The organism is Prolixibacteraceae bacterium, from assembly GCA_019856515.1.
Taxonomy (GTDB): Bacteria; Bacteroidota; Bacteroidia; order Bacteroidales; family Prolixibacteraceae; genus Halosquirtibacter; species Halosquirtibacter xylanolyticus.
Genome location: CP082230.1, coordinates 3053568 through 3077776 on the forward strand (window position 1 = coordinate 3053568; position 24209 = coordinate 3077776).

Here is a 24209-nt window from a genome sequence, read left to right on the forward strand (position 1 = left end):
ATAAAATAAAAGAGTGTAAAATCTTCTATTTTAAAATCTTAACAACATCTTCATAAAACATGCTAGATGTCCTAGTGTTTCCTACCACAACAAATAGCAATTCAAAATAAATTCACCATCAACAATTACAATACACAACATTAATTAACAATAATGTAACGATGCAACACAAATATATTGCAACTCATATTATTATGTTTATACACAAATCACTTTCAATAGAGATAAATTTAAGAAATGAGATTCTTTATTATAGATCAATATCTAACGTAAATCAGAATATCCTTTCAATTCCTATACATGAAACAACTATTCACTATTATTTGTATCTCCCTTGCTTTCTCTCTGTCTGCAAAAGATACACAAGCATCAAAGGGAACCTCAAGTTTTTATAAAGTAAACTTTGTAGAAGATCCTTATTTCGGTCTAGAATACAAACTGGGTACCAAAGGTGCTCTAGATATAACTGCTGGGTTTAACATCAATGTGTTTTACCGTACCCTTATTCCTGAATTACGAATAGGGTATCGATACTATCACAGCATTCTACGAAGAGAACGCATGAATAAAAGAACCAAGTTTAACTGTGCCGATTTCTTTCTTGCAGACATCTGTTTTGCTTCAAAACCTTTAATCCCCGAACATCTATATTTTATTCCCAAAGAGATAAGCAAACCTTATATGCAAGATCCTTTTGGCTTGTCATGGACATTACAATATGGAACAAGAACGTTCTTTAACCCACTACTCTATTTAGAATTACGATTAGGCGTACAACAACGCTGGTTCTATACAAGTGAACAACCTCCTAGCCCAGAAGAGATAACTTGCAAACTAGACATCGCTTTCGGTATCATCATTCCCTTCAAATCTAAAAAGCCATAATATATGAAATCAAAAATAATACTTACTGTCCTGTTCGTAATTACACTTTTCTCTTGTGCCCAATGGGATAATGATATCGCGCCATATATTGAAGGCGAACACAACCCTGAACTTATTGGCAAATGGGTCAGTTATGAATACCGAAATGATCCAACCATTGGGAGCTATGTTATATACACTTCCGAAGGAATGTATTATCTCTATTACGACCATAAACTTTTACACAGAAGATTTTGGAAAACAGAAGGCAACAAGATTTCTATATTAAATAATAGAGGTCGTAAAATCATAAATAACAATGGCCCCACTAAAAGAGAAATATACTACCACATACAGAAGGATACACTTTACCCCTTCATCTATTACAAAGAGACCTTCGAAGAGCTAAAGGAAACCTTTGGTTGCTATGTCAAAGTAAAAGAATAATGTAAAAATGAAAAATACAACCATCATCATATTATTGATACTATTCTGTTCCTGTGCATCATGGGATAACAGAATCATCCCATACGCAGAAGGAGAGCATGATCCTGCGTTAATTGGTAAATGGATACCATATTCTTATGCTCATAAAAATAATAAGAAAGCATATGTAACTGTAGAGTACTTAGAAGATGGAGTCTGTTTTCAATATTCAAACAAGACGATTAGAGAATTCTGGAGATCTAAAGGAAATACCATCATCTCTGTTCCTGATAGAGGTAGACGATGGGTCAATACTGATAATACGCCATTTGAAATGACCGAAGTGTACTTAATTGTGAAAGATACCCTTTATTACTCATATGATGAAGAGATATCTCTCGAAGCATTACGAAATGGCAATAACAAGTTGGTTAGATATAAAGAATAGTCCAAACCATTTCAACATGACCACAAAATATATCATGTCATTCTTCACCATGTAAGACCAGCTATGAAACAACTAATTATCATCATTATGATCTTCTTGGCTTTGAACCTATCAGCCCAAGAAAAAGAAACACCCCAAGGAACAACAAGTTATTATAAGATAAATGTTCTAGCTGATCCATCTATTGGTTTAGAACACAAGGTTGGAAAAAAAGGAACATTAGACTTAAATGCTGGGCTCAACTTTAATATCTTATACAAAACCATTATTCCAGAACTGCATATAGGCTATCGATATTATTTTGGCATCCTAAGACGAGAGCGCTTTAAAATACCAACAGACTACAACGCCTCTGATTTCTTTCTTGTGGACCTTTGTGTGGCATACAAAAACATATCGAATAAAAAGGTGTATTTCCTTCCTAAAGACCCCTCTAAAGCGTCCATGGCAAACCCATATGGTCTATCATGGACATTTCAATATGGAACACGATTTATCGTTAACCAATTTTATATTGAAGCAAGAGCAGGCATACAAGGACGCTGGTTCTATGCCAACCACCATACACTTTATAGAGAAGGGATTACATTAAAAATAGACCTCGCAATGGGACTTATGATTCCATATCAATCAAAAAAACAACATTAAACCAAACCAATCAAATCGATGAAATCACTTATCACCATACTACTCCTATCCTTATGTTTTACAGCTTTCCCAAAACGAAAAGTTACGACACACACATCACTAAATATTGAGTGGATCAAACAGAAGAAGAAAAAGGTCAAGGTTCGATACAATCAATTAAAGATCAAAATACCAACCCATCTTATCATAAATAGATCGGAAATGGATACTATCGCTCTAAAAGAGTACTGCGTGCAATATCTTCACGGAACGGAAGATGCTAGAAGGTACAAAAACGGTAAATTTGTCCCATTTGTAGTTGGCTTTTCAACACCAATTATCGGTATTGCAAGTCCAATGATTTCAAGTCTTGTATTAACCTCAACGGTATATGGAGGGTCTCTTCTTATCTATAATCCCAAACCAGAAAAAAACAGACGATTAATGAATGGCTCCAAAAATATTGATCAAATCTCAAACAGTGCATATCGAGAAGGATACCGTAAAAGCGTGCGCAGAACTAAGTTAAATGCACAACTTGCAGGAATAGCATCTTCCACTGCCGCATTAATCACATTCGTTTCCGTAGTCTATTAATACCAATTGTATGAACACCCACAGTAGATCATAACAACCAAATAATGTACAACTAGCATTTTATGTCTGAACACCTTTGGGTCTCTTTAAGTATTAAAATATTATACAATCCTAACAACACAATAGATCCCCCTAAATAAAATAGTGGCCAAACAGGATTCGTTCTTAGAAATAACTCAGAAAACATCGCTCCGATCATTGATAAAATTACACCAACAGACGAGACATATCCTAGATTTATTGACATCTTATTATTTAAACTTCTAAAAAATGACAATACAGTCACCAACAGACAACTGATGCAGACAACCAACATAGTAGAACCGATACCGAACCTAAAAAGATCAGGATCAATATGTAATGGTTTTGCCATGTCCTCAAACCCTTTTACTGCTGAAGGAAAACCTAACAATTTTGAGATACTAAACCTTAAAAATATCAGCCCTATAAAAAGATTACTTATAGTATAAACAATACGCCTCATTCCATAATATTTTAAATAATTAAACATCCAATTAACAACAACACAATGCACACTCCAAAGTGATTTTTTAAACAACATCTCACATATGTAAATAATACCAATCACATATTTAAATGACCTAGACCCTCATGTTCTATCTTGTTTATTTCGTTGCAAAATATCTCTGTATAAAAAACGATACTGCCATTTATGCCTTGTATAAAAAAAATATTCACAAGTTTTTATTGCTCATTTCAGAATCTAAAAGGTGTAAAACAGAACTCAAGAGTATGACGTGATATAGTTAACATGAACGCAGTAACATTGTTCCTCTGTTTAGCTTTTTTTTGTGAATGTTATTTTTGTAAAACAAGATTCATCTTTAATTTACACTACCTACATGACCTTTTCTATATCAAATCACCTATACCTGAGAACTACTTGCTAGGGGGTTGATAGGTACCTCCTCCTACCTTTGTCCATGGTTCAGCCATGGTTCGTCCATGGTTTGTCCATCGATTTCGGGGGTCTCGATGGCTGAATCATGGCTATACCATGGACGAATCTTGGACAAAGGTGGGAGATGGTACGAAGGAAAGTGGGAGAAGACACCTAGGAAGTATGGTGTGGAGATCTGTAAAAACGATCTATATTACTCTGTAGCCCTTTTAATATGTATAATACTATTCAAATGATCAAATAAGCTATAACGTGATTTTTCACTGGCATCCTAAAAGTATGATCTATATAAAGATAAAGAATTGTACTCTCAAATCAAATTCATATCAAGATTTCGTCATCTATCTATCTAAAAAAACAACGGGTTATTATTACCGAACACCACAAAGTAGCTTTAAGTAATGCTGTGGTGTAGGAGTTTAATGCAGACCAATCATTATGTGGACATAGAACAGGTGACATAGATTGTAGCAGTTTGTGCCAATGCATTTACATTGTCTTGAGAATTGATTTGTTGACACATATATATCTTACTGCTACAACCAACTACAATGCTTCCACTTTCTCTGAAAAGGATATCTAGCTTAGTGCAAGGTTCAGGGATGAAGCGTTTATATCTCCTTCACATGCCTATGAATTGCCACAAACTAAGCATTATTGGATATAAAATGTAAAGAGTAAGTCACATTTGATGATTGAATGGGTGCATAATATTGTATAGTTTACTTGTCAAATTAATGCATTTAACATATTTTCGAGATATAATCTATTTTAGATATTATAAGACTGTAGTATCAATAGAATGATGGAGCTACTTCTGTTATAAACATACTTCTATATTAATTCTTTAAAGGTAGCTATAGGGAGTAGTCATGTTAGGTATTTGTAATCTATATGATAGACATGTATTTTATATTCTCACCCTAGTATGCTCTAAATACATCATTATATTCGAGTGGTCGATTTAAACCTAATTGTGTAATAAACACCTATGAATAAACAAGAGAAAACAGATAGACGACGAAAAGGTTTATATTATGCATTGCCTATCATCCAAGAACAACCCGACTTCTTTGATTATCGTTGGAAAATTAATGTGAAGCAGGCAGATGAAGAGAAATTGGTTCTACGATATACTGGATTTGAATTTTGGGTTGGGCTGGGGATTGTTGCGTTGATATGTTTTGGAGCTTTCACCCAGATATTTATCGAAGATGGTTTTTTCGTTGATATTTTTGTGAAGAAGGATTTTACGGGAGCATATTTCTTTATATTATATTTCATGTTTTTTGCTTTATCAGTACCTGTATTTTTACACTGCTTTACTCCCCGGAAGTATTGGGTTTTTAATCGTAAGACAAAGATGGTGACTGTTCCTGGTAAATTTTTTGTAAAAGGTTATGATATTCCATTTGATCAGATTCGTATAGAGTATAGGAGCTCAGGAAGTGGAAGTACCGGTTCTTCACAGACCTACCCCGTTGTAATGATTCCAGATGAGGGGGGTATTTGGAGTTTTTTTAAATCTAATTGGGTCTTCTTAGAGAAAGCAGGTCCCGGCTATAATAATCGTGCCTGGAGTTTCTATACATGGTATATGGACAGGAATAGGCCTTTGCCCCCAGGCAAGACGTTTGACCCGATTCGAGAGCGAGAGTTTTTGTTGCGCAAAGAGCGAGGCTTTCCCTATCCTGAATATTTTAGTTTTATTCCTACCCCCGAAGCGAATCCAACCTTTCAAGCCGAACGCGATAAGGTATGGACCGATGCGATGTTGGGAGGTGATATTTATAAGTATGGTAAGGTCGATTTAAATGACGACATCTATCCAGAAGGATCATTTCTTGTTCGTGATAGGCTCTCTGATTTCATATATGATCCTACCGAAGAAGAGAAGAAAAGTTGTTGGCACTATGACGTGTTTGAATATCAAGATAACTTTCGTTTGGCTCCAGAAGTTAATTATGTTCGTTACATATTTGAAAATGGGGAGGTTGGGTACTCTAAAGTAATATTATCAGAAGTTGTAGCCCCCCCTACAAGTATGAACTATAAAACGGAATATATCTATAGTCCATTTATTGAGACCAAAGATTATTATCAAGAGATTTGGGATCGACAAAAGTCTAGCTTTTTTGACGATTGTGGACGATAACATTTCATCTAGAATACCCCCCAATTAAAATTACAGGAGGAAGCACTTCAACGGCACTAAGGATTGAAGCACAAGTGATGGGACAACCGCTGGGCACGCTGAACTCCAGCTCGGCATCGTGCATCAGTAGAGCGACAACTTAGCATTGCATCATGGTGGTTGCTTGGTAGAGACACGATGCTCGTGTCTAATGTGTTCTGGAAATGATAGCACACAGATGAAACAGATTAGACCGATGAAACAGATCTTTTATTGTTTGTTGGGCTGCAGGGGGAAATAAACCACTAAGGCGCAAAGACACGAAGGGTTGAATCTCAGGTTATTTAGAGAACGCTATTGGTTATCGTGTATTAAATCCACCCTTTAAGATATAAGGTTGGATAATATTAAGTACAACAAAAGAATTCACCTATGGATAACAATAAAAAAGAGAAAACAGATAGACGACGAAGAAAAGGTTTATATTATGAATTGCCTATCATCCGAGAACAACCCGACTTCTTTGATTATCGTTGGAAAATTAATGTAAAGCAGGCCGATGAAGAGAAATTGGTTCTACGATATACTGGGTTTGAATTTTGGTTTGGGCTTGGGATTGTTGCGTTGATATGTTTTGGAGCTTTCACCCAGATATTTATCGAAGATGGTTTTTTCGTTGATATTTTTGTGAAGAAGGATTTTACGGGAGCATATTTCTTTATATTATATTTCATGTTTTTTGCTTTATCAGTACCTGTATTTCTCCACTGCTTTACTCCTCGGAAGTATTGGGTTTTTAATCGTAAGACAAAGATGGTGACAGTTCCCGGTAAATTTTTTGTAAAAGGTTATGATATTCCATTTGATCAGATTCGTATAGAGTATAGGACCTCAGGAAGTGGAAGTACCGGTTCTACACAGACCTACCCCGTTGTAATGATCCCAGATGAGGGGGGGGTATTTGGAGTTTTTTTAAATCTAATTGGGTCTTCTTAGAGAAAGCAGGTCCCGGCTATAACAATCGTGCCTGGAGTTTCTATACATGGTATATGGACAGAAATAGGCCACTGCCCCCAGGCAAGACGTTTGACCCGATTCGAGAACGAGAATTTTTGTCACGCAAAGAGCGAGGCTTTCCCTATCCTGAATATTTTAGTTTTATTCCTACCCCAGAAGCGAATTCAACCTTTCAAGCCGAACGCGATAAGGTGTGGACCGATGCGATGTTGGGAGGCGATGTTTATAAGTATGGTAAGGTCGATTTAAATGACGACATCTATCCAGAAGGATCATTTCTTGTTCGTGATAGGCTCTCTGATTTCATATATGATCCTACCGAAGAAGAGAAGAAAACTTGTTGGCACTATGACGTGTTTGAATATCAAGATAACTTTCGTTTGGCTCCAGAAGTTAATTATGTTCGTTACATATTTGAAAATGGGGAGGTTGGGTATGCAATAATATTATCATCAAAAGTATTAACTCCACCTACAAGCATGAACTATAAAACGGAATATATCTATAGAAGGTATATTGAGACCGAGGAGTATTATCAAGAGATTTGGGATCGACAAAAGTCTAGCTTTTTTGAAGATTGTGGACGACAACACTTCTTCTAGAACACCACCTAAGTTAAATTGCATGAGGAAGCACCGTAACGGCATTGTGGATTGAACCGCAGGGAATTTAGCCACGGATTCGACGGATCATACGGATTTCCACAGATTTTTAAATAGAACCACTAAGACGCAAAGACACGAAGTATTTTGTATACTGCCACATTCACTGAAAGTGCTACAGATATATCTATAGTAGATATATTGAGACCAAGGAGTATTATCAAGATATTTGGGATCGACAAAAGTCTAGCTTTTTTGAAGATTGTGGACGACAACATTTTATCAAATAAGGAAAGCTTATAAAGATAATGATTTGTTGAAAAGATATTTTCATTCATCTTGTAAACAATAAGGTCGCTAAATTGATTGTGACAACAATTATCATCATAGCAACTCTTTTCTCAACTTCATATTATAGGATACCCCCATGATCGTTCGAATAAATACTCCAAAAAAGAGAACTAGGATAAGGACAAGCCAAGGAAAGTCATTTAGGATCTGACCAATGGAAAGACTTATCATACACAGGAACAGAAACGCAATGCTAACTAATATTGAACAAAAACCAATATAGATACTCTTCTCTGCAAACCTGAGATATTCTATTGTTAGTCTATTACCCTCAATAGATATTATTAACTGATGTTTCCCATGTCTTTATTCAGGTTCATAAACCATTGATTCAATGAGCCTAAAGAATTTATTATTTTCGGGTTTATTTTTAAGTACACTGATTATCAATTCATTAAAATCACTATCGATGATTTCTGCGAGAGTTCTCATCAATTCGAGGATAAAACCCCAAATTCGTTGTACTATTACAAGTTCCATTCCTTGATCTTTTACATGAGCAAAGATTCCACCTAGCGTCTCATATGCCTCGAACCTTTTTGCTAAACTAAAAACGTTAAACTCAATAATAGCTACAGATAGATCTGCTATTTGAGCATCAAAATCACTCGATTGAGATTTTCCTAAACCAAAATAGTTCTTTGATTCCTTAAAAAAGACCTCAATACTCCATCTAATACTATATATCTGATAAGCTTTCTCTATGCTCAGCTTTGTATTTGAAGATACCAATAAATGCCATTTCCCTCGCTTACTGTTCTTGCAAAAGAATAGTTTTACATCTGTACCTTTATATTTCACTGTGACTTCTGCACAATATAGACTAAGTGACTTTACCCATTTTACTCTCTTTCGCTGTTTAAGTAAGAGAGCAAGTTCTTTGGTGCTATATTCTTTGTCTTTGAAAGAATATTTAGCACTAGACATCTTAGCCATTGCAACAAGATGCATACCATTAGAGATCACAGTTTTTAATATTGAATCACAGAAGAACCAACTGTCCATAAGTATGTAGTCTACTGTAATTCCTTGTTTAATAGCATTTACCATCATCTCTTTTGCCATCGTTATTTTATCAATAACGAGTTCTTTCTCTCGGTTAAACCCATTACTCTTTGTTGATCGTTTCTTTGAGAACTGTTTTTTACGTTGTTTGGCAGTGAGTCCAAATGGAGTCTTTTTATTCTTCCCTCTTTCTTTATGTAGAGAGAAGTCCAATGTAAAATAGCTTTTGCCATCCCATAAACCTAGAAATAATCCTTTAAAACCAAATATATAACGATGGGTTACATGCGACCATATTTTACTAACATGTTCAGTTTTGTAGGTAGACTTCTCAAAATCAGTATCGTCAATAATTAAGCATCTTTCTGCTTGATTACAGTCATCAGAGTGAGAGTTTTTGGCTATTTGACCAAAGAGTTTATTATTACATGATGAAACTATAGTACGCCAATCTATCTGGCTGTTATTTTTAAATCGATAGAATGTATTCTTTTGTGCTTCTAACATCTCTGATAGATAATGCTTACTGTAGCTATAAATATTAGGGATAGAGAAAATTGGGAAAAGTAGTAAGCCTAATAGTATGTCACCTTTGAAGTAAGTAGACTGAGGCAACTCTTTATTTCCTAATTTCAGTTGTCTTAAGTTGAGTAACTTGTAAAGGCTAATAATTCGATTAATTCCTTTTTCACTTGAACTGAAAAAACTCTGTGTCTCTGAAAAAACTTTTGTACTTTTATTCTGAAGCATGATTTATTTGGTTATTGGAACAACATTAATTTACTGATAATTAATGAATTATCAAAATAAACATGCTTCTTTTTATGCTGTAAATCAAGATGTTAGCCTACATGGGAAACATCAGTTATTAAATGATCAGAGCCCAACATAGGAGTCTCATCAAAGAGGCGCACAGACTCATAGTTTATACATTTTGACTCCCCCACAGAGGGCAACCTAAATTTCTTTAAGGGAAGGATGAAACTCACTTTATTACCATCAATTCTATAGACTAAGGATTTTGATTTACTTACTCCTTCCATCTCTGCAGAAAGTATACCACTACCTCTTTTCACGAAAAGGTTCTCTAGTGAGATCAACCTATAGTCTTTGTAATTACACCAAATGGCAAGACTAACAAATGCCAACATCAAAGAGAAAAAGAAGAAGACCATTCCTATAAGAATTTCCCCATCTGCCCAAGTAACCAACATCAAGGTGAAAACAGTAACAAAGCAACCAATAAAGAAGATTCCAATTTCAATGCTGGTATATTTATTTCGTTTCACCCTCCATTTAATTAGTTCTAACTCGATATCATTTAGGCTTCTACAATTATCTGTTATTGGATTTTTGTATTGAGTAGAGTTTATTTGCATTAAAGGTATTGTTCATTTCGGGTTATAGAGATCTTAATACTTACTGAATATAGTAAAAGCAGATGAATTTGATAACAATTCTTTTGTAAATTTGTTACTACTAAGTTGGCATGCCATTTAAAAGGAATACCAGCATGACAATGGTTAAACAAGAGAAGTTATGAAAAATATATTATTGGTTGCAGCAAGTGACCTTTCAAAAGATCAGGTAGTTCTTTTCCCAAAGGAACAACCTGAAGTGCTTTCTCAATTGGATGAGAATCAAATCAATTATATTAAGAATCAATTAGATAAAGAGCAGACAATCATAGGGATGCCATCATGCGATAGTTCATTTCAGTGGATGGTAGCGGTGGAGAAGAGCGATGACTGTATTAAGATGGCGGAAGCGCTACGTCAGTTAGGCGCAAAGGTTGTTGCTTTGATAAAAGGGCAGCGTATCGCTTCTATTGGAGTTAAAAACCAAACGGAGATGGATCGTATTGCCCTTCCTTTTGTAGAGGGTATGGTGTTAGCGGACTATAAGTTTGAGAAGTATTTCACCAAGAAAGAGGAGTATCCACTATGCTCTATTGAGATAGATGATCGTATTTCAGAAGAGGCCCTGTTAGAGCTTACATCTGTGTTGAAAGCTACAATTAAGGCAAGAGACTTAGTGAATGAACCACAGTCATTTTTGACAGCAACGCAGTTGTCTGAGGAGATGATTGAGATGGGAGAGGAAGCAAATATCTCGGTAACCGTCTTAGGAAAGAAGAAGATCGAAGAGCTCGGCATGGGAGGCCTCCTTGGGGTAAACAAAGGGAGTGTTGCCCCTCCAACTTTCACCATTATGGAGTACAAGCCTAAGGGAGCGGTGAATAGCGAACCGATAGTATTTGTCGGGAAAGGGGTCGTCTATGACACCGGAGGTTTAAGTCTAAAACCAACCGCAGCGAGCATGGACTATATGAAATCAGATATGGGTGGTGCAGCAGCTGTATCTTGTGCGACATATGCTATTGCATTGGCTAAGTTACCTTACCATGTGATCACACTTGTTCCTGCGACGGACAATAGACCATCTGGGGATGCTTATGCACCTGGAGATGTTCTAAAAATGTATAACGGCAAGACTGTAGAGGTATTAAATACGGATGCTGAAGGCAGACTAATTCTTGCCGATGCATTAAGTTATGCAGATAGATATAAGCCAGAGGTGGTGATGGATGTCGCTACATTAACAGGAGCAGCAGCTATTGCTATTGGTACAGAAGGTGCTGTAATAATGGGGAATGCTAAGGAGACATATTTCGAAGAGATTGACAAAGCAGGTTTTGAAACCCATGAGCGAAGTGTTCGTTTCCCTTTCTGGGATGAATATAGTAAGATGCTTGAGAGTGACATTGCCGATTTAAAAAACTTAGGAGGACGAGAAGCCGGAGCAATTACAGCAGGTAAATTCTTGGAGAATTTCACCGAAAGTCCTTATATCCATCTAGATATTGCAGGTCCTGCCTTCCTTCATAGTGAGAAGGGATATATCAAAAAAGGAGGTAGTGGCTATGGTGTACGTCTTCTTTTTGAATGGATCAAAACAAGAGCCAAATAATAAGATAAAGCACAAAAGATGACAAAGGGAGTGAAGAAGAACTGAAAAATTGATTAAATTTGATTCATTAAACAAAGAACAATAAGTCATGACTTTATGTCTTTGGCTAGATTCCCCAACGAAGGAATCTACCTGCCATGGTCATTTTCGAAGGAGGCTTAACAATCATATATCATTATGAACTTTCAAAAAATCAAAATAGGAATCACTCAGGGCGATATCAATGGTGTCGGATATGAGGTGATCATTAAGTCTCTATCGGACGATCGTATTTTCGAATCTTGCACTCCCATTGTTTATGGTTCACCCAAGGTAGCAGCTTACCATAAAAAAGCCATTGATCATACTAAGGTCTCTTTTAACCAGATTGTAGATGCTTCGGAATCCGAAGAGGGAAAAGCTAATATTTTGAATTGTATCTCTGAAAACACTCGTGTGGAGTTGGGGAAATCAACAACAATTGCTGGTGAATCTTCGTATATGGCGTTGGAGAAAGCGTGTGCAGATCTGAAAGAGGGTAAGATTGATGTACTGATAACGGCTCCTATCTGCAAGGACAATATCCAATCGGAAGATTTTAACTTTCCTGGACACACGGAGTTCTTATCAGAGCAGTTCGAATCGAAAGATCACCTAATGCTTATGGTCAGTGAACAGATGAAGATTGGAGTAGTTGCAGGTCATGTGCCTATTTCTCAGGTTTCGGAATTTATCACAGAAGAGCTGCTACTAAGTAAGATTCGTGTGATGCATCAAACCATGATGCAAGACTTTGGTATTGATGGCCCAAGGATTGCCGTGATGGGATTAAATCCACATGCAGGAGATAATGGGCTTTTAGGGAAAGAAGAGGAAGAGATTATCACACCGGCATTGAAAAAAGCACAGGAAGAGGGCATTATGGCTATGGGACCATATCCAGCAGATGGATTCTTTGGAAATGGGACTTATCGTAATTTTGATGTTATTCTTGCGATGTATCACGACCAAGGATTGGTTCCGTTTAAGGCACTAGCATTTGATGATGGGGTAAACTTCACTGCAGGACTACCTATTATTAGAACGTCTCCAGGACACGGAACGGCTTTTGATATTGCAGGTAAAGGCAAAGCATCAGAGAACTCTTTCCGTAAAGCAATGTATCTTGCCATCGACCTTTACCGTAATCGTGAGATCTACAATGAAGTGTCGAATGACCCGTTACAGAAATATGATTTAGAAGATCGCCAGTCGATGGGAGACCGATCAATTTAAGACAGATAGAAGGTCGCTAGGGGACATAGATGATTATGTACCATATGCATCTCCATTTGATATAGAATTAGCAAAGAGGCACTCCATACAGAGGGCCTCTTTTTTTGAACAACAGAAAAGATCAAACTATGTACGAATACATTAAAGGAAACTTGACTGAGGTGACGCCAACCTATGCCATTGTAGAGACAGGAGGTATCGGCTATCAAGTGTTTATTTCTCTGACCAGTTATCAAAAGGTACAGTCGCAACCACAAGCAACGCTATGGACACATTTTGTGGTGAGAGAAGATGCCCAATCGCTATATGGTTTTTCAGATAGAGAGGAGAGAGCTCTATTTCGTCATTTAATCTCGGTCAATGGTGTTGGAGCAAACACCGCGATGGTGATGTTATCTTCTTACCCAACGCAAGAATTATTGCAAGCAATTCAAACCGATAATGTTAATGTGTTGAAAAGCATAAAAGGGATTGGAGCTAAAACGGCACAGCGTATTCTGATCGATTTGAAAGACAAAGTGGGTAAAATTGAGGGTGAAGGTCAGATTGTAGCCTCTCAGAACAATACGAATAAAAATGAAGCGTTATCTGCTATGGTAATGTTAGGATTTAACAAGAAAGCAGCAGAGAAGGTTATTGATAAGATTTTGAAAGATAATCCAGCAATGGAAGTGGAGCCGATTATCAAACTTGCACTGAAAAGCTTGTAGTCCTAACACCATATAGTGTGTAACCATTCAAGCCCAAGGAAACAGGTTGAGACAATTAGGTAAAATATGGATCCCCATTTGCATGATTCTATGCTTGGGGATCGCAATCAATAAAACGAACGTAGCATTTGGACGCCATCACACGTCTACTCATTTTGAACGTTTCAACGATGCAGCCTCGAGTTCTGTCGTTGAAGCTATGGTGGCACCATATGAAGCAGCCCCAGACTCTACGGAGCTCACCCTCCCGCTTCCTGATAACATGAAGACGGAGGAGCATTATGACCCTACGACCAATCAATTTGTGATTGAGCACAAGGTGGGGGATCTCTATTATCAACCCACAAGAGCATTCAGTCTAGATGACTATGTGAACTACGATTTTGATCGTGCCATTCAACAGTATTGGCAGGAGAAGACCTCTAAAACGATGGAGGAGAAGAAGAAGTCACTTATTCCATCGATAAGTATTGGAGGAGAAGCTTTCACTAAGATCTTTGGTAACAATACCATCTCAATTAAACCACAAGGGTATATAGAGCTCTCTTTTGGAACTAAGACCAATAGGATTGATAATCCAGCACTATCAGAAAGATTACGAAAAACCACCACCTTTGATTTTGATGAGAAGATCAATCTTAGTGTGAAAGGATCTATTGGGAATAGACTTTCAATGGGGGTTAACTACAATACAGAGGCGACATTTGATTTTGAGAATCGTATGAATCTTAATTTCAAAGGAGAGGAAGATGATATCGTGAAGAATATTGAAGCGGGTAATGTGTCCATGTCGTCAGATAACTCACTGATCAAAGGAGGGGTAAACCTTTTTGGTGTGAAGACAGATCTACAGTTCGGTAAATTAAGTGTTTCGACAGTTCTTTCTCAACAGAAGGGAGAGAGTAAGGTGATCAACACAGAAGGGGGGGCGACAAAAACTGATTTTAATATTCAGGTGTTGGACTATGAAGCCAATAAACACTTCTTCTTGGGGCAGGTCTTCTATGACCAGTATGATCAGTCATTATCAAAAATGCCTATCATCTCTTCGAGTATCAATATCACCAAACTAGAGGTGTGGATTACGAACAAGACAGGAAACTATACCCAGTCTCGTAATATTGTTGCTTTTACTGATTTGGGTGAACGTGGTCGCAACAAACAGAATAATACGACTCTTACTACAGATGCAGCCGGACTTCCTTATCCAGACAATACTTATCCATGGAATGGTAGCAACAATCTATACGATAAGATGAACAATGACTACAATGCCATTCGTGACATTGCACAGGTGACAAGCACATTAGGCCCTCTCAAACAGAGTGATGGATTTCTTCCAGCACAAGACTACGAGAAGGTGGAGAATGCACGCATGCTTACCTCCTCTGAATATACTTTCAATCAGAAACTCGGATATATTTCATTAAACAGGTCTCTTAGCCCTGATGAAGTGCTTGCAGTATCCTTTGAGTACACCATTAATGGAAAGACTCTTAGGGTAGGAGATTTCTCTACTGGGGGTGTAGAGGCACCACAGACTCTATTTGTTAAACTATTGAAAGGGACCAATGTCAACCCTAAGTTTAACTTATGGAAGTTAATGATGAAGAACATCTATGATTTAAATGCCTATCAAGTGAATAAAGATGGCTTTAGATTGGATGTAGTCTATCAAGATAGTAAAACAGGTTCTAACTTAAACTATCTACCTGACGGACCTTTAAAAGAGAAGATACTGATCCAAGTGATGAACTTGGACAACGTCAATATGCAAGGGGATCAGCAGTCAGATGGACTTTTTGACTTTATCCCAGGTTATACGATTGATTCGGAACGTGGAAAGATCATCTTCCCATCAGTTGAACCTTTCGGTGACTACTTGGAGAAGAAACTTGCAGGCGATCAAAGTGCAATCAATAAGTATGTCTACCATGCTCTTTATGATAACACGAAGACGATTGCAGAGCAGCAAGCCGAAAAGAATAAGTTTGCATTTATGGGTAGTTACCAAGGTAGTTCCAATTCGGATATTCCACTGAATACAATCAATTTAACGCCAGGGTCTGTAAAAGTTACTGCTGGGGGACGTACACTGGTTGAGAATGTAGATTATGTGGTCGATTATACCTTGGGGCGCGTAAGAATATTAAACCAAGCATTGATTGAATCTGGACAAGCCATCTCGATATCTACAGAGAGTGAGCAGATGTTTAGCATGCAACGCAAGACTTTGATTGGTACACAGCTGAACTATCAGTTTACAGATAATTTCAACCTAGGTACAACAGTGATGTATCTTCAAGAGAAGCCTCTGACTAGTAAGGTAAACTACGGTCAAGAACCGATATCTAACTTGATGTTAGGATTCAATGGAGCATACAAAACAGAGTCGCAATTTCTTACCTCGTTGGTGGATAAGATACCACTTATCGATACCAAAGAGGTGTCTAACATCTCCGTTGAAGGGGAGTTCGCTAAACTATACCCAGGTACATCGAATGCTATTGGTGAGTCTGGGGCTGCATATTTAGATGATTTCGAAGGGACACAAACAAGTATCTCATTAAAGACACAATATACATGGAAATTGGCCAGTGTACCACAGGGGAAGAATGATATCCCTGAAGGAGAGAAGACCAATGATCTGACCTCTGGATATAACAGAGCACTTCTGTCATGGTATGTGATTGATCCACTAATGCAGAGGGATACACCGAATACACCATCCAATATCAAGGGAAATGATGAAGAGCAGTCGAAGAATAGTACTCGTGAGGTCTATCAAGATGAGATCTTTCCAAACACCAATAATGCTGTAGGACAACCCACCAATATACCAACGTTTGACTTGGCTTTCTATCCAAATGAGAGAGGTCAGTACAACTTTGACACTGCACCAACGTCCAATTCATCTGGGGTTAATGCAGATGGAACATTGAAAAGTCCAGAGAGTCGCTGGGGAGCGATAATGCGTAAGATTGAGACTCCTGATTTTGAGAATGCAAATATTGAATATATCGAGTTTTGGGTGATGGACCCTTATGCAGAACTTACTGACGCGGAGAAGTTGAATTCAGGAGGAGATCTATATTTCCATTTGGGTAATATCTCCGAGGATATTCTACGTGACTCACGTAAATCATTCGAGAATGGTTTACCTATCGATGGCAATTATGATGCGATTACAGATAATACCACATGGGGTAGGGTTTCAAGAAACCAACCCACAGTAAATGCTTTTGATAATAACCCATCTTCTAGACAGTATCAAGATATTGGTTTAGACGGTTTGGCCGATGAAGAGGAGCGTAACTTCTATAATAACTATATTACAGAAGTGAGCAAGATCGTCACAGGAGCAAGCCTAGAGAAGATCCAAAATGACCCTTCGGGAGATAACTACCATTACTTTAGAGGAAGTGATTACGACCAACAGCAGTTGGGTATCCTAGAGCGTTACAAGTACTATAATGGAGTGGATGGTAACTCACCAACAGATGCACAGTCGCCTGAGTCCTATAATACCTCTTCTACCTCTTTACCTGATGGGGAAGATATCAACCAAGATAATACCTTGTCAGAAAACGAGAGTTATTTTGAGTATAAGATCAGTATGCGACCTAATGACTTCCAAGTTGGTTCTAATTTCATTACGGACAAACGAATAGCAAAAGTTAAATTAAAGAACTCGGAAGTGCGAGAGGTGGAGTGGTATCAGTTTAAGATCCCAGTGACCAAGAGTAGTAAAACAATCGGTTCTATCTCTGACTATCGTTCTATTCGCTTCATTCGTATGATGATGAAAGATTGGCAGATTCCTGTGGTCCTTCGATTTGCAACTCTTAATTTAGTGCGAGCAGATTGGAGAAAATATACGGTGAACTTGGAAGATCCGACACAAGTAAATAATGAGAATACCGAATTTGAAGTTTCTGCAGTAAACATTGAAGAGAACTACGAGAAACAACCTGTAAATTATGTATTGCCTCCAGGTATTGACCGTGTTATTGATCCAGCCAATCCTCAGCTAAGAGAGCTTAATGAGCAATCTCTACTTCTAAAAGTAGAAGACTTAGAGGATGGTGATGCAAGAGCATCGTATAAAAATATCACCACCGATATGAGGATGTATAAGCGTCTGAAGGTGGAAGTGCATGCCGAACAGTTAGAAGATATGCAGACCCAAGATAATGAGGTAAGGGCATTCATTCGCATTGGTTCGGATTATCAGGATAACTTCTATGAATATGAGGTTCCATTGAAGATGACACCTCCAGGGCATTATAATAATCAATTAGATCGTGATAGACAAACAGTTTGGCCAGAGCAGAACCGTATGGACATTCTTTTGAAAGACCTTACTGATCTTAAGCTCTCTCGAAATAAAGAGATGCGAAAAGAGGGTAGTGTAATTGAAATGACCGATGTCTTTGAATCACAAATTAGTTATAATGGACATCCTCGTATTATCCGGATTAAGGGTAACCCGAACTTAGGCGATGTCCGCATTGTGATGCTTGGGGTAAGAAATCCTAAGTCGAACGATGGATCCATGGAGTCGGTAGAGGTTTGGTATGATGAGCTACGTTTAACGGATGTAGATAACGAAGGAGGATGGGCAGCTTCTACAAGAATTCGAGGTAATCTGGCAGATCTAGCGACCTTCTCTTTTGCGGGAAGCCATATGTCATCAGGTTTTGGTGGTATAGAACAGAGTTCGGTTCAAAGAAGCATGGATGACAATAGTGTGTATGACTTTAGTTCTACTGTCTCATTCGGTAAATTCTTCCCTAAGAAATGGGGGGTAAAAATACCGATGTACTATGGTATATCACAAAATGTAAAGACTCCGAAGTACAATCCTCTGAATCCTGATATAAAGATGACAGATGCTTTAGATGCTTTAGAGACACAATCATTAAGAGATGAATTAAATGCACAGGTACAAGATAAGACTGTAAAGAAGAGTATCAACTTCTCAGACGTTCGTATAGAGCCTCAGAAGAAGTCGAAGAAGCGTCATTTCTATGATGTCTCGAACTTCTCATTCACATTATCTCATAATACGACGACCCATAAGGATATCAACACGCAGCAGAATGACGAGAAAGAGTCGAAATTCTTATTCAGCTATAACTATACGAAACGGCCTAAACCAGTAGAGCCATTCCGTAATGTTAAAGCACTACGTAGTCCTATGTTCCGACTTATCAGAGACTTCAACTTCTATCTGTCACCTTCGCAGTTGTCGTTCCGTTCAGATATGCAGAGCTATTATAGTGCTATGCAGTATCGTAACTTATCACAACCAGACTTTAAGTTACCGACATCATATGTCCAAGACTTTAATTGGTATCGCTATTACAATTTCCGATATGACTTGACTAAATCGATCAAATTAGACTTTGCGGCACAAAACAGATCACGTATTGATGTGCCATTATATATGGAAGAGGAAGATAGGATACGTAAAGAAGATGATCCTTATCAAGCATATAAGCAGTCTATCTTAGACAGCTTACACACAGGAGGTCGTAACACTGCGTACAACCAAACGATTAATGCGAGTTACACCTTACCTATTAATAAGATCCCTCTATTAAATTGGACTTCATCGACATTAAGGTACCAAGGAAGATACGATTGGAAAGCGGATCCTATCATCAAAGATTCAGAAGTCAATTTAGGAAATACAATAGGTAATGGTTACTCTATTCAAGGAACTGCAGGCCTGAACTTTGTGAGCCTTTATAACAAGGTTCCTTACTTGAAGAAGGTGAATAGGAAATTTGCAAGAAGTAGTAGCAGTCGTTCAAGAGGACGAGTAAAAACGAAAAATGTAACTTACCAAGATACGATCAATCTGAAAGGAAAGAAGAAGAATGTGATCAAGCATAAGTTGAATAGTAAGACTCTTCAAATCTCCTTTAAAGATCAGAATGGGAAAACAATTAGGGCAAAAACGAAGTTTATAGATAACAACAAGATCGCAATCTATCCTTCTAGGTCATATAAAAAGGCAACGGTAGATATCTCAGGAACAGTTGAGATTGAAGACAAAAGTAATAATCCGACCGTAGTCGATGGTTTTACGAGACTGTTGATGTCGGTAAGAAACTTCAATGCGACATATACAGATACCAGGGGAACAACCATGTCAGGATTCCTACCAACACCAAAGTGGTTTGGTAACAGTACTACTGGAGGAGCAGCCCCGGGATGGGACTTTGTCTTTGGATGGCAAGATCCCGATTTTGCTACAAAAGCGATAGATAGTGGATGGATTACGACCGATTCATTGCTCAATCAACCAGTGCTCCGAACATCTAATACAACCCTAAATTTACGTGCTAATATCGAACCTATAAAAGGGCTTAAAATTAGTCTTACGGGAAATAGAACGATGAGTAGTAATGAGAGTGAATATTATAACTATAACCATTCGGAGCAGAGTTGGAATATGACCCCAGCGAACTATATGGAAAATGGTAGTTTCTCGATGAGTATCATCTCAATTGGTAGTGCTTTTGAAAGCACTTCAGGGCAAGGTATTCCTGAAAGTAAGGCTTATGATCAATTTATGAGTAATAGGGCTATAATACAACAGAGAATGGTGGAGGAGAAGAATCCATCCCAACCTGAACGATTTGGGGAGAACCAACAAGAGGTTCTGATTCCTGCATTTATTGCGGCGTATACAGGACAAGACGCAGCATCTGTCGAACTCTCTCCATTCCCATCAGCTCAATATATTCGTCCCAATTGGAGGGTCGAATACAATGGTTTGACTGATCAGATTAAAGGGATTAAATCAGTGGTCAGAACAGTGAATATTTCACACTCTTATCGTTCGACTTATAGTGTGGGTTCATATATTACCAATAGTAATTTCTCGGATACACAATATACGCTACTAGAAGCTCAATTAGCACAACAGAACTATATCCCAGTGTATGATATCTCTACCGTTAATATTAAAGAGTCTTTCAGTCCTCTTATTAATGTGGATGTGATGTGGAAAAACAATATCTCATCACGATTTGAGATTCGTAAAACAAGATCATTGACCCTAAGCACTTCGAACAATCAACTGACCGAGGTACATAGTAATGAATATAGTGTTGGATTAGGTTATCGCATCGAGAACCTACAGATCTTCTATAATAAAAACAGTGGTCAGAAGGCCATATCTAATGACCTTAACATGCGTTTTGACATGGGGGTTAGAGAGAATAAAACGATAATACGTAAGCTTGCGGAGCTAGACAATCAGCTTACTGCAGGGCAGAAAGCATTGACCTTAAAAGTTACGGCTGACTATACCTTGAGTAGACAGCTCACATTGCGTATGTATTATGATCGAATTGTAAATACTCCTTATGTTTCGATATCATATCCGACTGCAAACACCAATTTTGGTTTTAGTATTCGTTTCAATCTACAACAGTAAAACATAAATAGGTATACAAACTTAGACCTAGTTCCCTTTATTTTGGGAGCTAGGTCTTTATTTTGGGACTTATAATCACATTAATGGAATCATAATATTATCTAATACTCTAATTTTCATCTGCTTTATAAAACAATATGTTTATTTTTATGGTGCCGTTTTTAGAATGGTAAGTTCGGAAAACTTCAATTGACACAACTAATAGAACTAAAATGAGCAAAGACACAAACCTGACATCTAAGAGAAGATGGATTGCCTTAGGTATAGTAGCAACACTTATCATTGGATACTTTGTATTTCGAAAAGGAGATGAGAAAAATACGATACTCACGGCGAAAGCCATTCAGCAAGACCTAGTTATTACAGTGGAGACAACAGGAGAGCTGGATGCACTAAATTCTGTAAAGATAAAAGGGCCTGATGGCATGCGAAAAGCACGTATATGGCAAGCAAAGATTAATCGACTTATTGAAGAGGGTACCACAGTGAAAAAAGGGGATTTCGTTGCTGAAATAGATAAATCATCTCTTAGTGATCAAATAAAAAATGCAACAGATGATGTTACACTAGCTGAATCGAATATGATTCAACAGAAGTTGGATACGACACTTACCCTTCGCCAGTCACGAGACAATATCTTAAACTTAAAATATCAAGTTGAAGAGTCAATCATCAAACTAGAACAGTCTGCATTTGAACCACCTGCAACAATCAAACAAGCGAAGATGAATGTAGAGAAGAATAGGCGTTCATTAAAGCAAGCTAAAATGAATTATCGCATTAAGTGTGATCAGATGGAAGCTAAGATGAAACAGATTAGCACTAAATTCTCAAAGAAAAGACGTCAACTAGATTTCTTATTAAAACTTGAAAAGGAGTTTGTAATCTTTGCACCTGAAGACGGTATGGTAGTTTATCACAAAGATGAGTGGTCGGGACAGAAAGTCAAAGAGGGGTCCAATATTCATGGTTTCAACCCTGTTGTTGCAACGCTTCCTGACCTGAGTAAGATGGTTTCGAAAACATTTATCAATGAGGTGGATATTCGTCGCATTAAATTAAAACAAAAAGTAGAAATTGGATTGGATGCATTTCCTGAAAAAAGGTACAGTGGTGTGGTAACTAAGGTAGCAAATGTAGGAGAGCAGAAACCAAACTCTGATGCAAAAGTCTTTGAGGTCGAAATTACGATCAATGAATCAGATCCTATTTTTAGACCATCGATGACCACTTCGAATCGTATTATAACAAAGATTGTAGAGGATCAAAAACTCATTCCTATAGAGGCTCTATATACAGATAATGACTCTATCTTTTATATCTATAAGAAACAGGGCTTCGGTTTCAAAAAGACAGTGGTAACTGTAGGAGATCAAAATGATCATGATGTAGCAATTCTTACAGGAATAGAGAATAACGATGTGGTATCTCTGAATCGCATTGAAGAATAGGACATCAAGCTATGGATCGTTTTATATTCAATTTTCAAATCGCCTTAGAGGCGATTCGATCAAATAAGCTACGCTCTTTTCTAACTGCTCTAGGGATTATATTTGGGGTAAGTGCTGTTATCTCGATGATGGCTATTGGTGCTGGAGCACAGCAAGAGATTTTAGACCAGATGAAGCTTGTAGGGGTGAATAATATTATCATAACACCCATCAAGAAACAGTCAGATGAGAAGATAGAAGAGGAGGCAACGGGACATAAAGAACGTTTTTCTCCTGGTCTTAATATGCAAGATTTAAAGAACATCTCATATACCCTACAGAATATTGAAGAGATGAGTGGGGAGGTTATTCTAAACAGTTATATGATTCATGATGGTCGACGTAAATCCATCAAAATTCTTGGAGTAAATAGTGGCTACTTTAAGATGTTTAATTACAACTTTTTAGCAGGTGCTACATTTGCGCAAAGTCAATCGAACCACGGATTACCAGTATGTATCATTGGAGAACAGGCTGTCAAGAGATTCTTTAATAACCAAATACCCATTGGAAGAAGAATTAAATGTGGACAACAGTGGCTTACAATTATCGGCGTATTAAAAGATAGAGGTGTTGTTACAACGGACTCTAAAGAGTTAGGTATTCGAAACACCAATCTAGATGTCTATATACCACTTCAAACCATGTTGCTTCGTTATAAGAATAGAGGTATGATCACCAAGCAAGCCATCTTGATGGCCAATAGTGGTAATGATGATGATAAAGATAATGCTTCAGCCTCTAGTAAGAAGAAATCAACAACTCACCAGTTAGATAAGATCGTCATTCAAGTGAAAGAGACAGAGGAGTTAGGGAATACGGCTGAAATTATTCATCGCCTACTAAAGCGCAGGCATAATGATAATATTGATTTTGAGATCACAGTTCCAGAACTACTTCTCAAGCAACAACAGAAGACCAAAGAGATCTTTAATATGGTTTTAGGAGCCATTGCGGGAATATCACTGTTGGTTGGAGGTATAGGTATTATGAATATCATGTTGGCCTCTGTCATGGAACGTATCAAAGAGATTGGACTTAGAATTGCTCTTGGAGCACAGAAGAGTGATATTATACAACAGTTTCTTTGTGAGTCAATGCTTATTAGTCTGGTTGGTGGAATTATAGGGATCATTCTTGGAGTACTATTATCCGTAATCATCTCTAAAGTAGCAGAGATCGCTACAATAATCTCTTTTATCTCCATTATTACCTCTTTTGGTGTATCCACTATTATTGGAATTGTCTTTGGGATTACTCCTGCTAGAAAGGCCGCCAATCAAAATCCTATAACCTCATTACGTCATGAATAGATTACCTTTATATTGTATATGTCTAT

Annotated in this window: 17 protein-coding genes; 14 read left to right on the forward strand and 3 right to left on the reverse strand. The window is 37.5% G+C overall.

All coding sequences use genetic code 11. From position 1 onward, the window contains the following. Positions 1-300: 300 nt before the first annotated feature. The 5 genes from K5X82_11105 (at position 301) to K5X82_11125 (ending at position 2962) form a co-directional block, all read left to right on the forward strand. Positions 301-885 (forward strand): hypothetical protein, encoded by a 585-nt coding sequence (locus tag K5X82_11105; GenBank protein QZT35842.1) that lies wholly within the window; start codon positions 301-303, stop codon positions 883-885. 3 nt (positions 886-888) lie between these two features. Beyond that, positions 889-1311 carry a hypothetical protein gene (locus tag K5X82_11110; GenBank protein QZT35843.1) on the forward strand — a complete coding sequence of 141 codons (423 nt, stop codon included), beginning with the start codon at positions 889-891 and terminating at the stop codon, positions 1309-1311. Between the two features lie 7 nt (positions 1312-1318). Further along, positions 1319-1738, forward strand: a complete 420-nt coding sequence (locus K5X82_11115; protein ID QZT35844.1) for a hypothetical protein — start codon at positions 1319-1321, stop codon at positions 1736-1738. Positions 1739-1801: 63 nt separating this feature from the next. Then, complete coding sequence (locus K5X82_11120) at positions 1802-2386, forward strand: hypothetical protein (protein ID QZT35845.1); 585 nt, start codon at positions 1802-1804, stop codon at positions 2384-2386. Positions 2387-2404: 18 nt separating this feature from the next. Then, positions 2405-2962: a hypothetical protein gene (locus K5X82_11125; GenBank protein ID QZT35846.1), complete on the forward strand. Its 558-nt coding sequence runs from the start codon at positions 2405-2407 to the stop codon at positions 2960-2962. 52 nt (positions 2963-3014) lie between these two features. Here the strand turns inward: K5X82_11125 and K5X82_11130 are convergent, their stop codons facing one another. Further along, positions 3015-3446, reverse strand: coding sequence for a hypothetical protein (locus K5X82_11130; GenBank protein ID QZT35847.1), 432 nt, complete (start codon positions 3444-3446; stop codon positions 3015-3017). 1429 nt (positions 3447-4875) lie between these two features. Between K5X82_11130 and K5X82_11135 the strand changes: the two genes are divergently transcribed. From K5X82_11135 to K5X82_11145, 3 genes are all read left to right on the forward strand, one after another. Further along, on the forward strand, positions 4876-6039 hold the full coding sequence (locus tag K5X82_11135) for a hypothetical protein (GenBank protein ID QZT35848.1): 1164 nt from the start codon (positions 4876-4878) through the stop codon (positions 6037-6039). Between the two features lie 411 nt (positions 6040-6450). Beyond that, the gene (locus K5X82_11140) at positions 6451-7014 is read left to right on the forward strand and encodes a hypothetical protein (GenBank protein QZT35849.1); all 564 of its coding nucleotides are present in this window, start codon (positions 6451-6453) and stop codon (positions 7012-7014) included. Positions 7015-7067: 53 nt separating this feature from the next. Further along, positions 7068-7637 carry a hypothetical protein gene (locus K5X82_11145; protein ID QZT35850.1) on the forward strand — a complete coding sequence of 190 codons (570 nt, stop codon included), beginning with the start codon at positions 7068-7070 and terminating at the stop codon, positions 7635-7637. Between the two features lie 657 nt (positions 7638-8294). Here the strand turns inward: K5X82_11145 and K5X82_11150 are convergent. Together K5X82_11150 and K5X82_11155 are read right to left on the reverse strand one after the other, a co-directional pair. Beyond that, positions 8295-9743, reverse strand: a complete 1449-nt coding sequence (locus tag K5X82_11150; GenBank protein QZT35851.1) for a transposase — start codon at positions 9741-9743, stop codon at positions 8295-8297. A 92-nt stretch (positions 9744-9835) separates the two neighbouring features. Further along, positions 9836-10372 (reverse strand): hypothetical protein, encoded by a 537-nt coding sequence (locus tag K5X82_11155; protein QZT35852.1) that lies wholly within the window; start codon positions 10370-10372, stop codon positions 9836-9838. A gap of 160 nt (positions 10373-10532) precedes the next feature. Between K5X82_11155 and K5X82_11160 the strand changes: the two genes are divergently transcribed. The 6 genes from K5X82_11160 to K5X82_11185 all read left to right on the forward strand — a co-directional run bounded on the left by K5X82_11160 (position 10533) and on the right by K5X82_11185 (position 24183). Next, entirely contained in the window at positions 10533-11963 is a 1431-nt protein-coding gene (locus K5X82_11160; GenBank protein ID QZT35853.1) for a leucyl aminopeptidase, read from the forward strand. A gap of 177 nt (positions 11964-12140) precedes the next feature. Continuing rightward, positions 12141-13217 carry a 4-hydroxythreonine-4-phosphate dehydrogenase PdxA gene (gene pdxA, locus K5X82_11165; protein ID QZT35854.1) on the forward strand — a complete coding sequence of 359 codons (1077 nt, stop codon included), beginning with the start codon at positions 12141-12143 and terminating at the stop codon, positions 13215-13217. 128 nt (positions 13218-13345) lie between these two features. Further along, the gene (gene ruvA, locus K5X82_11170; protein QZT35855.1) at positions 13346-13927 is read left to right on the forward strand and encodes a Holliday junction branch migration protein RuvA; all 582 of its coding nucleotides are present in this window, start codon (positions 13346-13348) and stop codon (positions 13925-13927) included. 82 nt (positions 13928-14009) lie between these two features. Further along, entirely contained in the window at positions 14010-21380 is a 7371-nt protein-coding gene (gene sprA / locus K5X82_11175) for a cell surface protein SprA (GenBank protein QZT35856.1), read from the forward strand. Between the two features lie 212 nt (positions 21381-21592). Further along, the gene (locus K5X82_11180) at positions 21593-22831 is read left to right on the forward strand and encodes an HlyD family efflux transporter periplasmic adaptor subunit (protein ID QZT35857.1); all 1239 of its coding nucleotides are present in this window, start codon (positions 21593-21595) and stop codon (positions 22829-22831) included. 11 nt (positions 22832-22842) lie between these two features. Continuing rightward, a complete protein-coding gene (locus tag K5X82_11185; protein ID QZT35858.1) occupies positions 22843-24183 on the forward strand; it encodes an ABC transporter permease in 1341 nt (446 codons plus the stop codon). Positions 24184-24209: the final 26 nt, after the last annotated feature.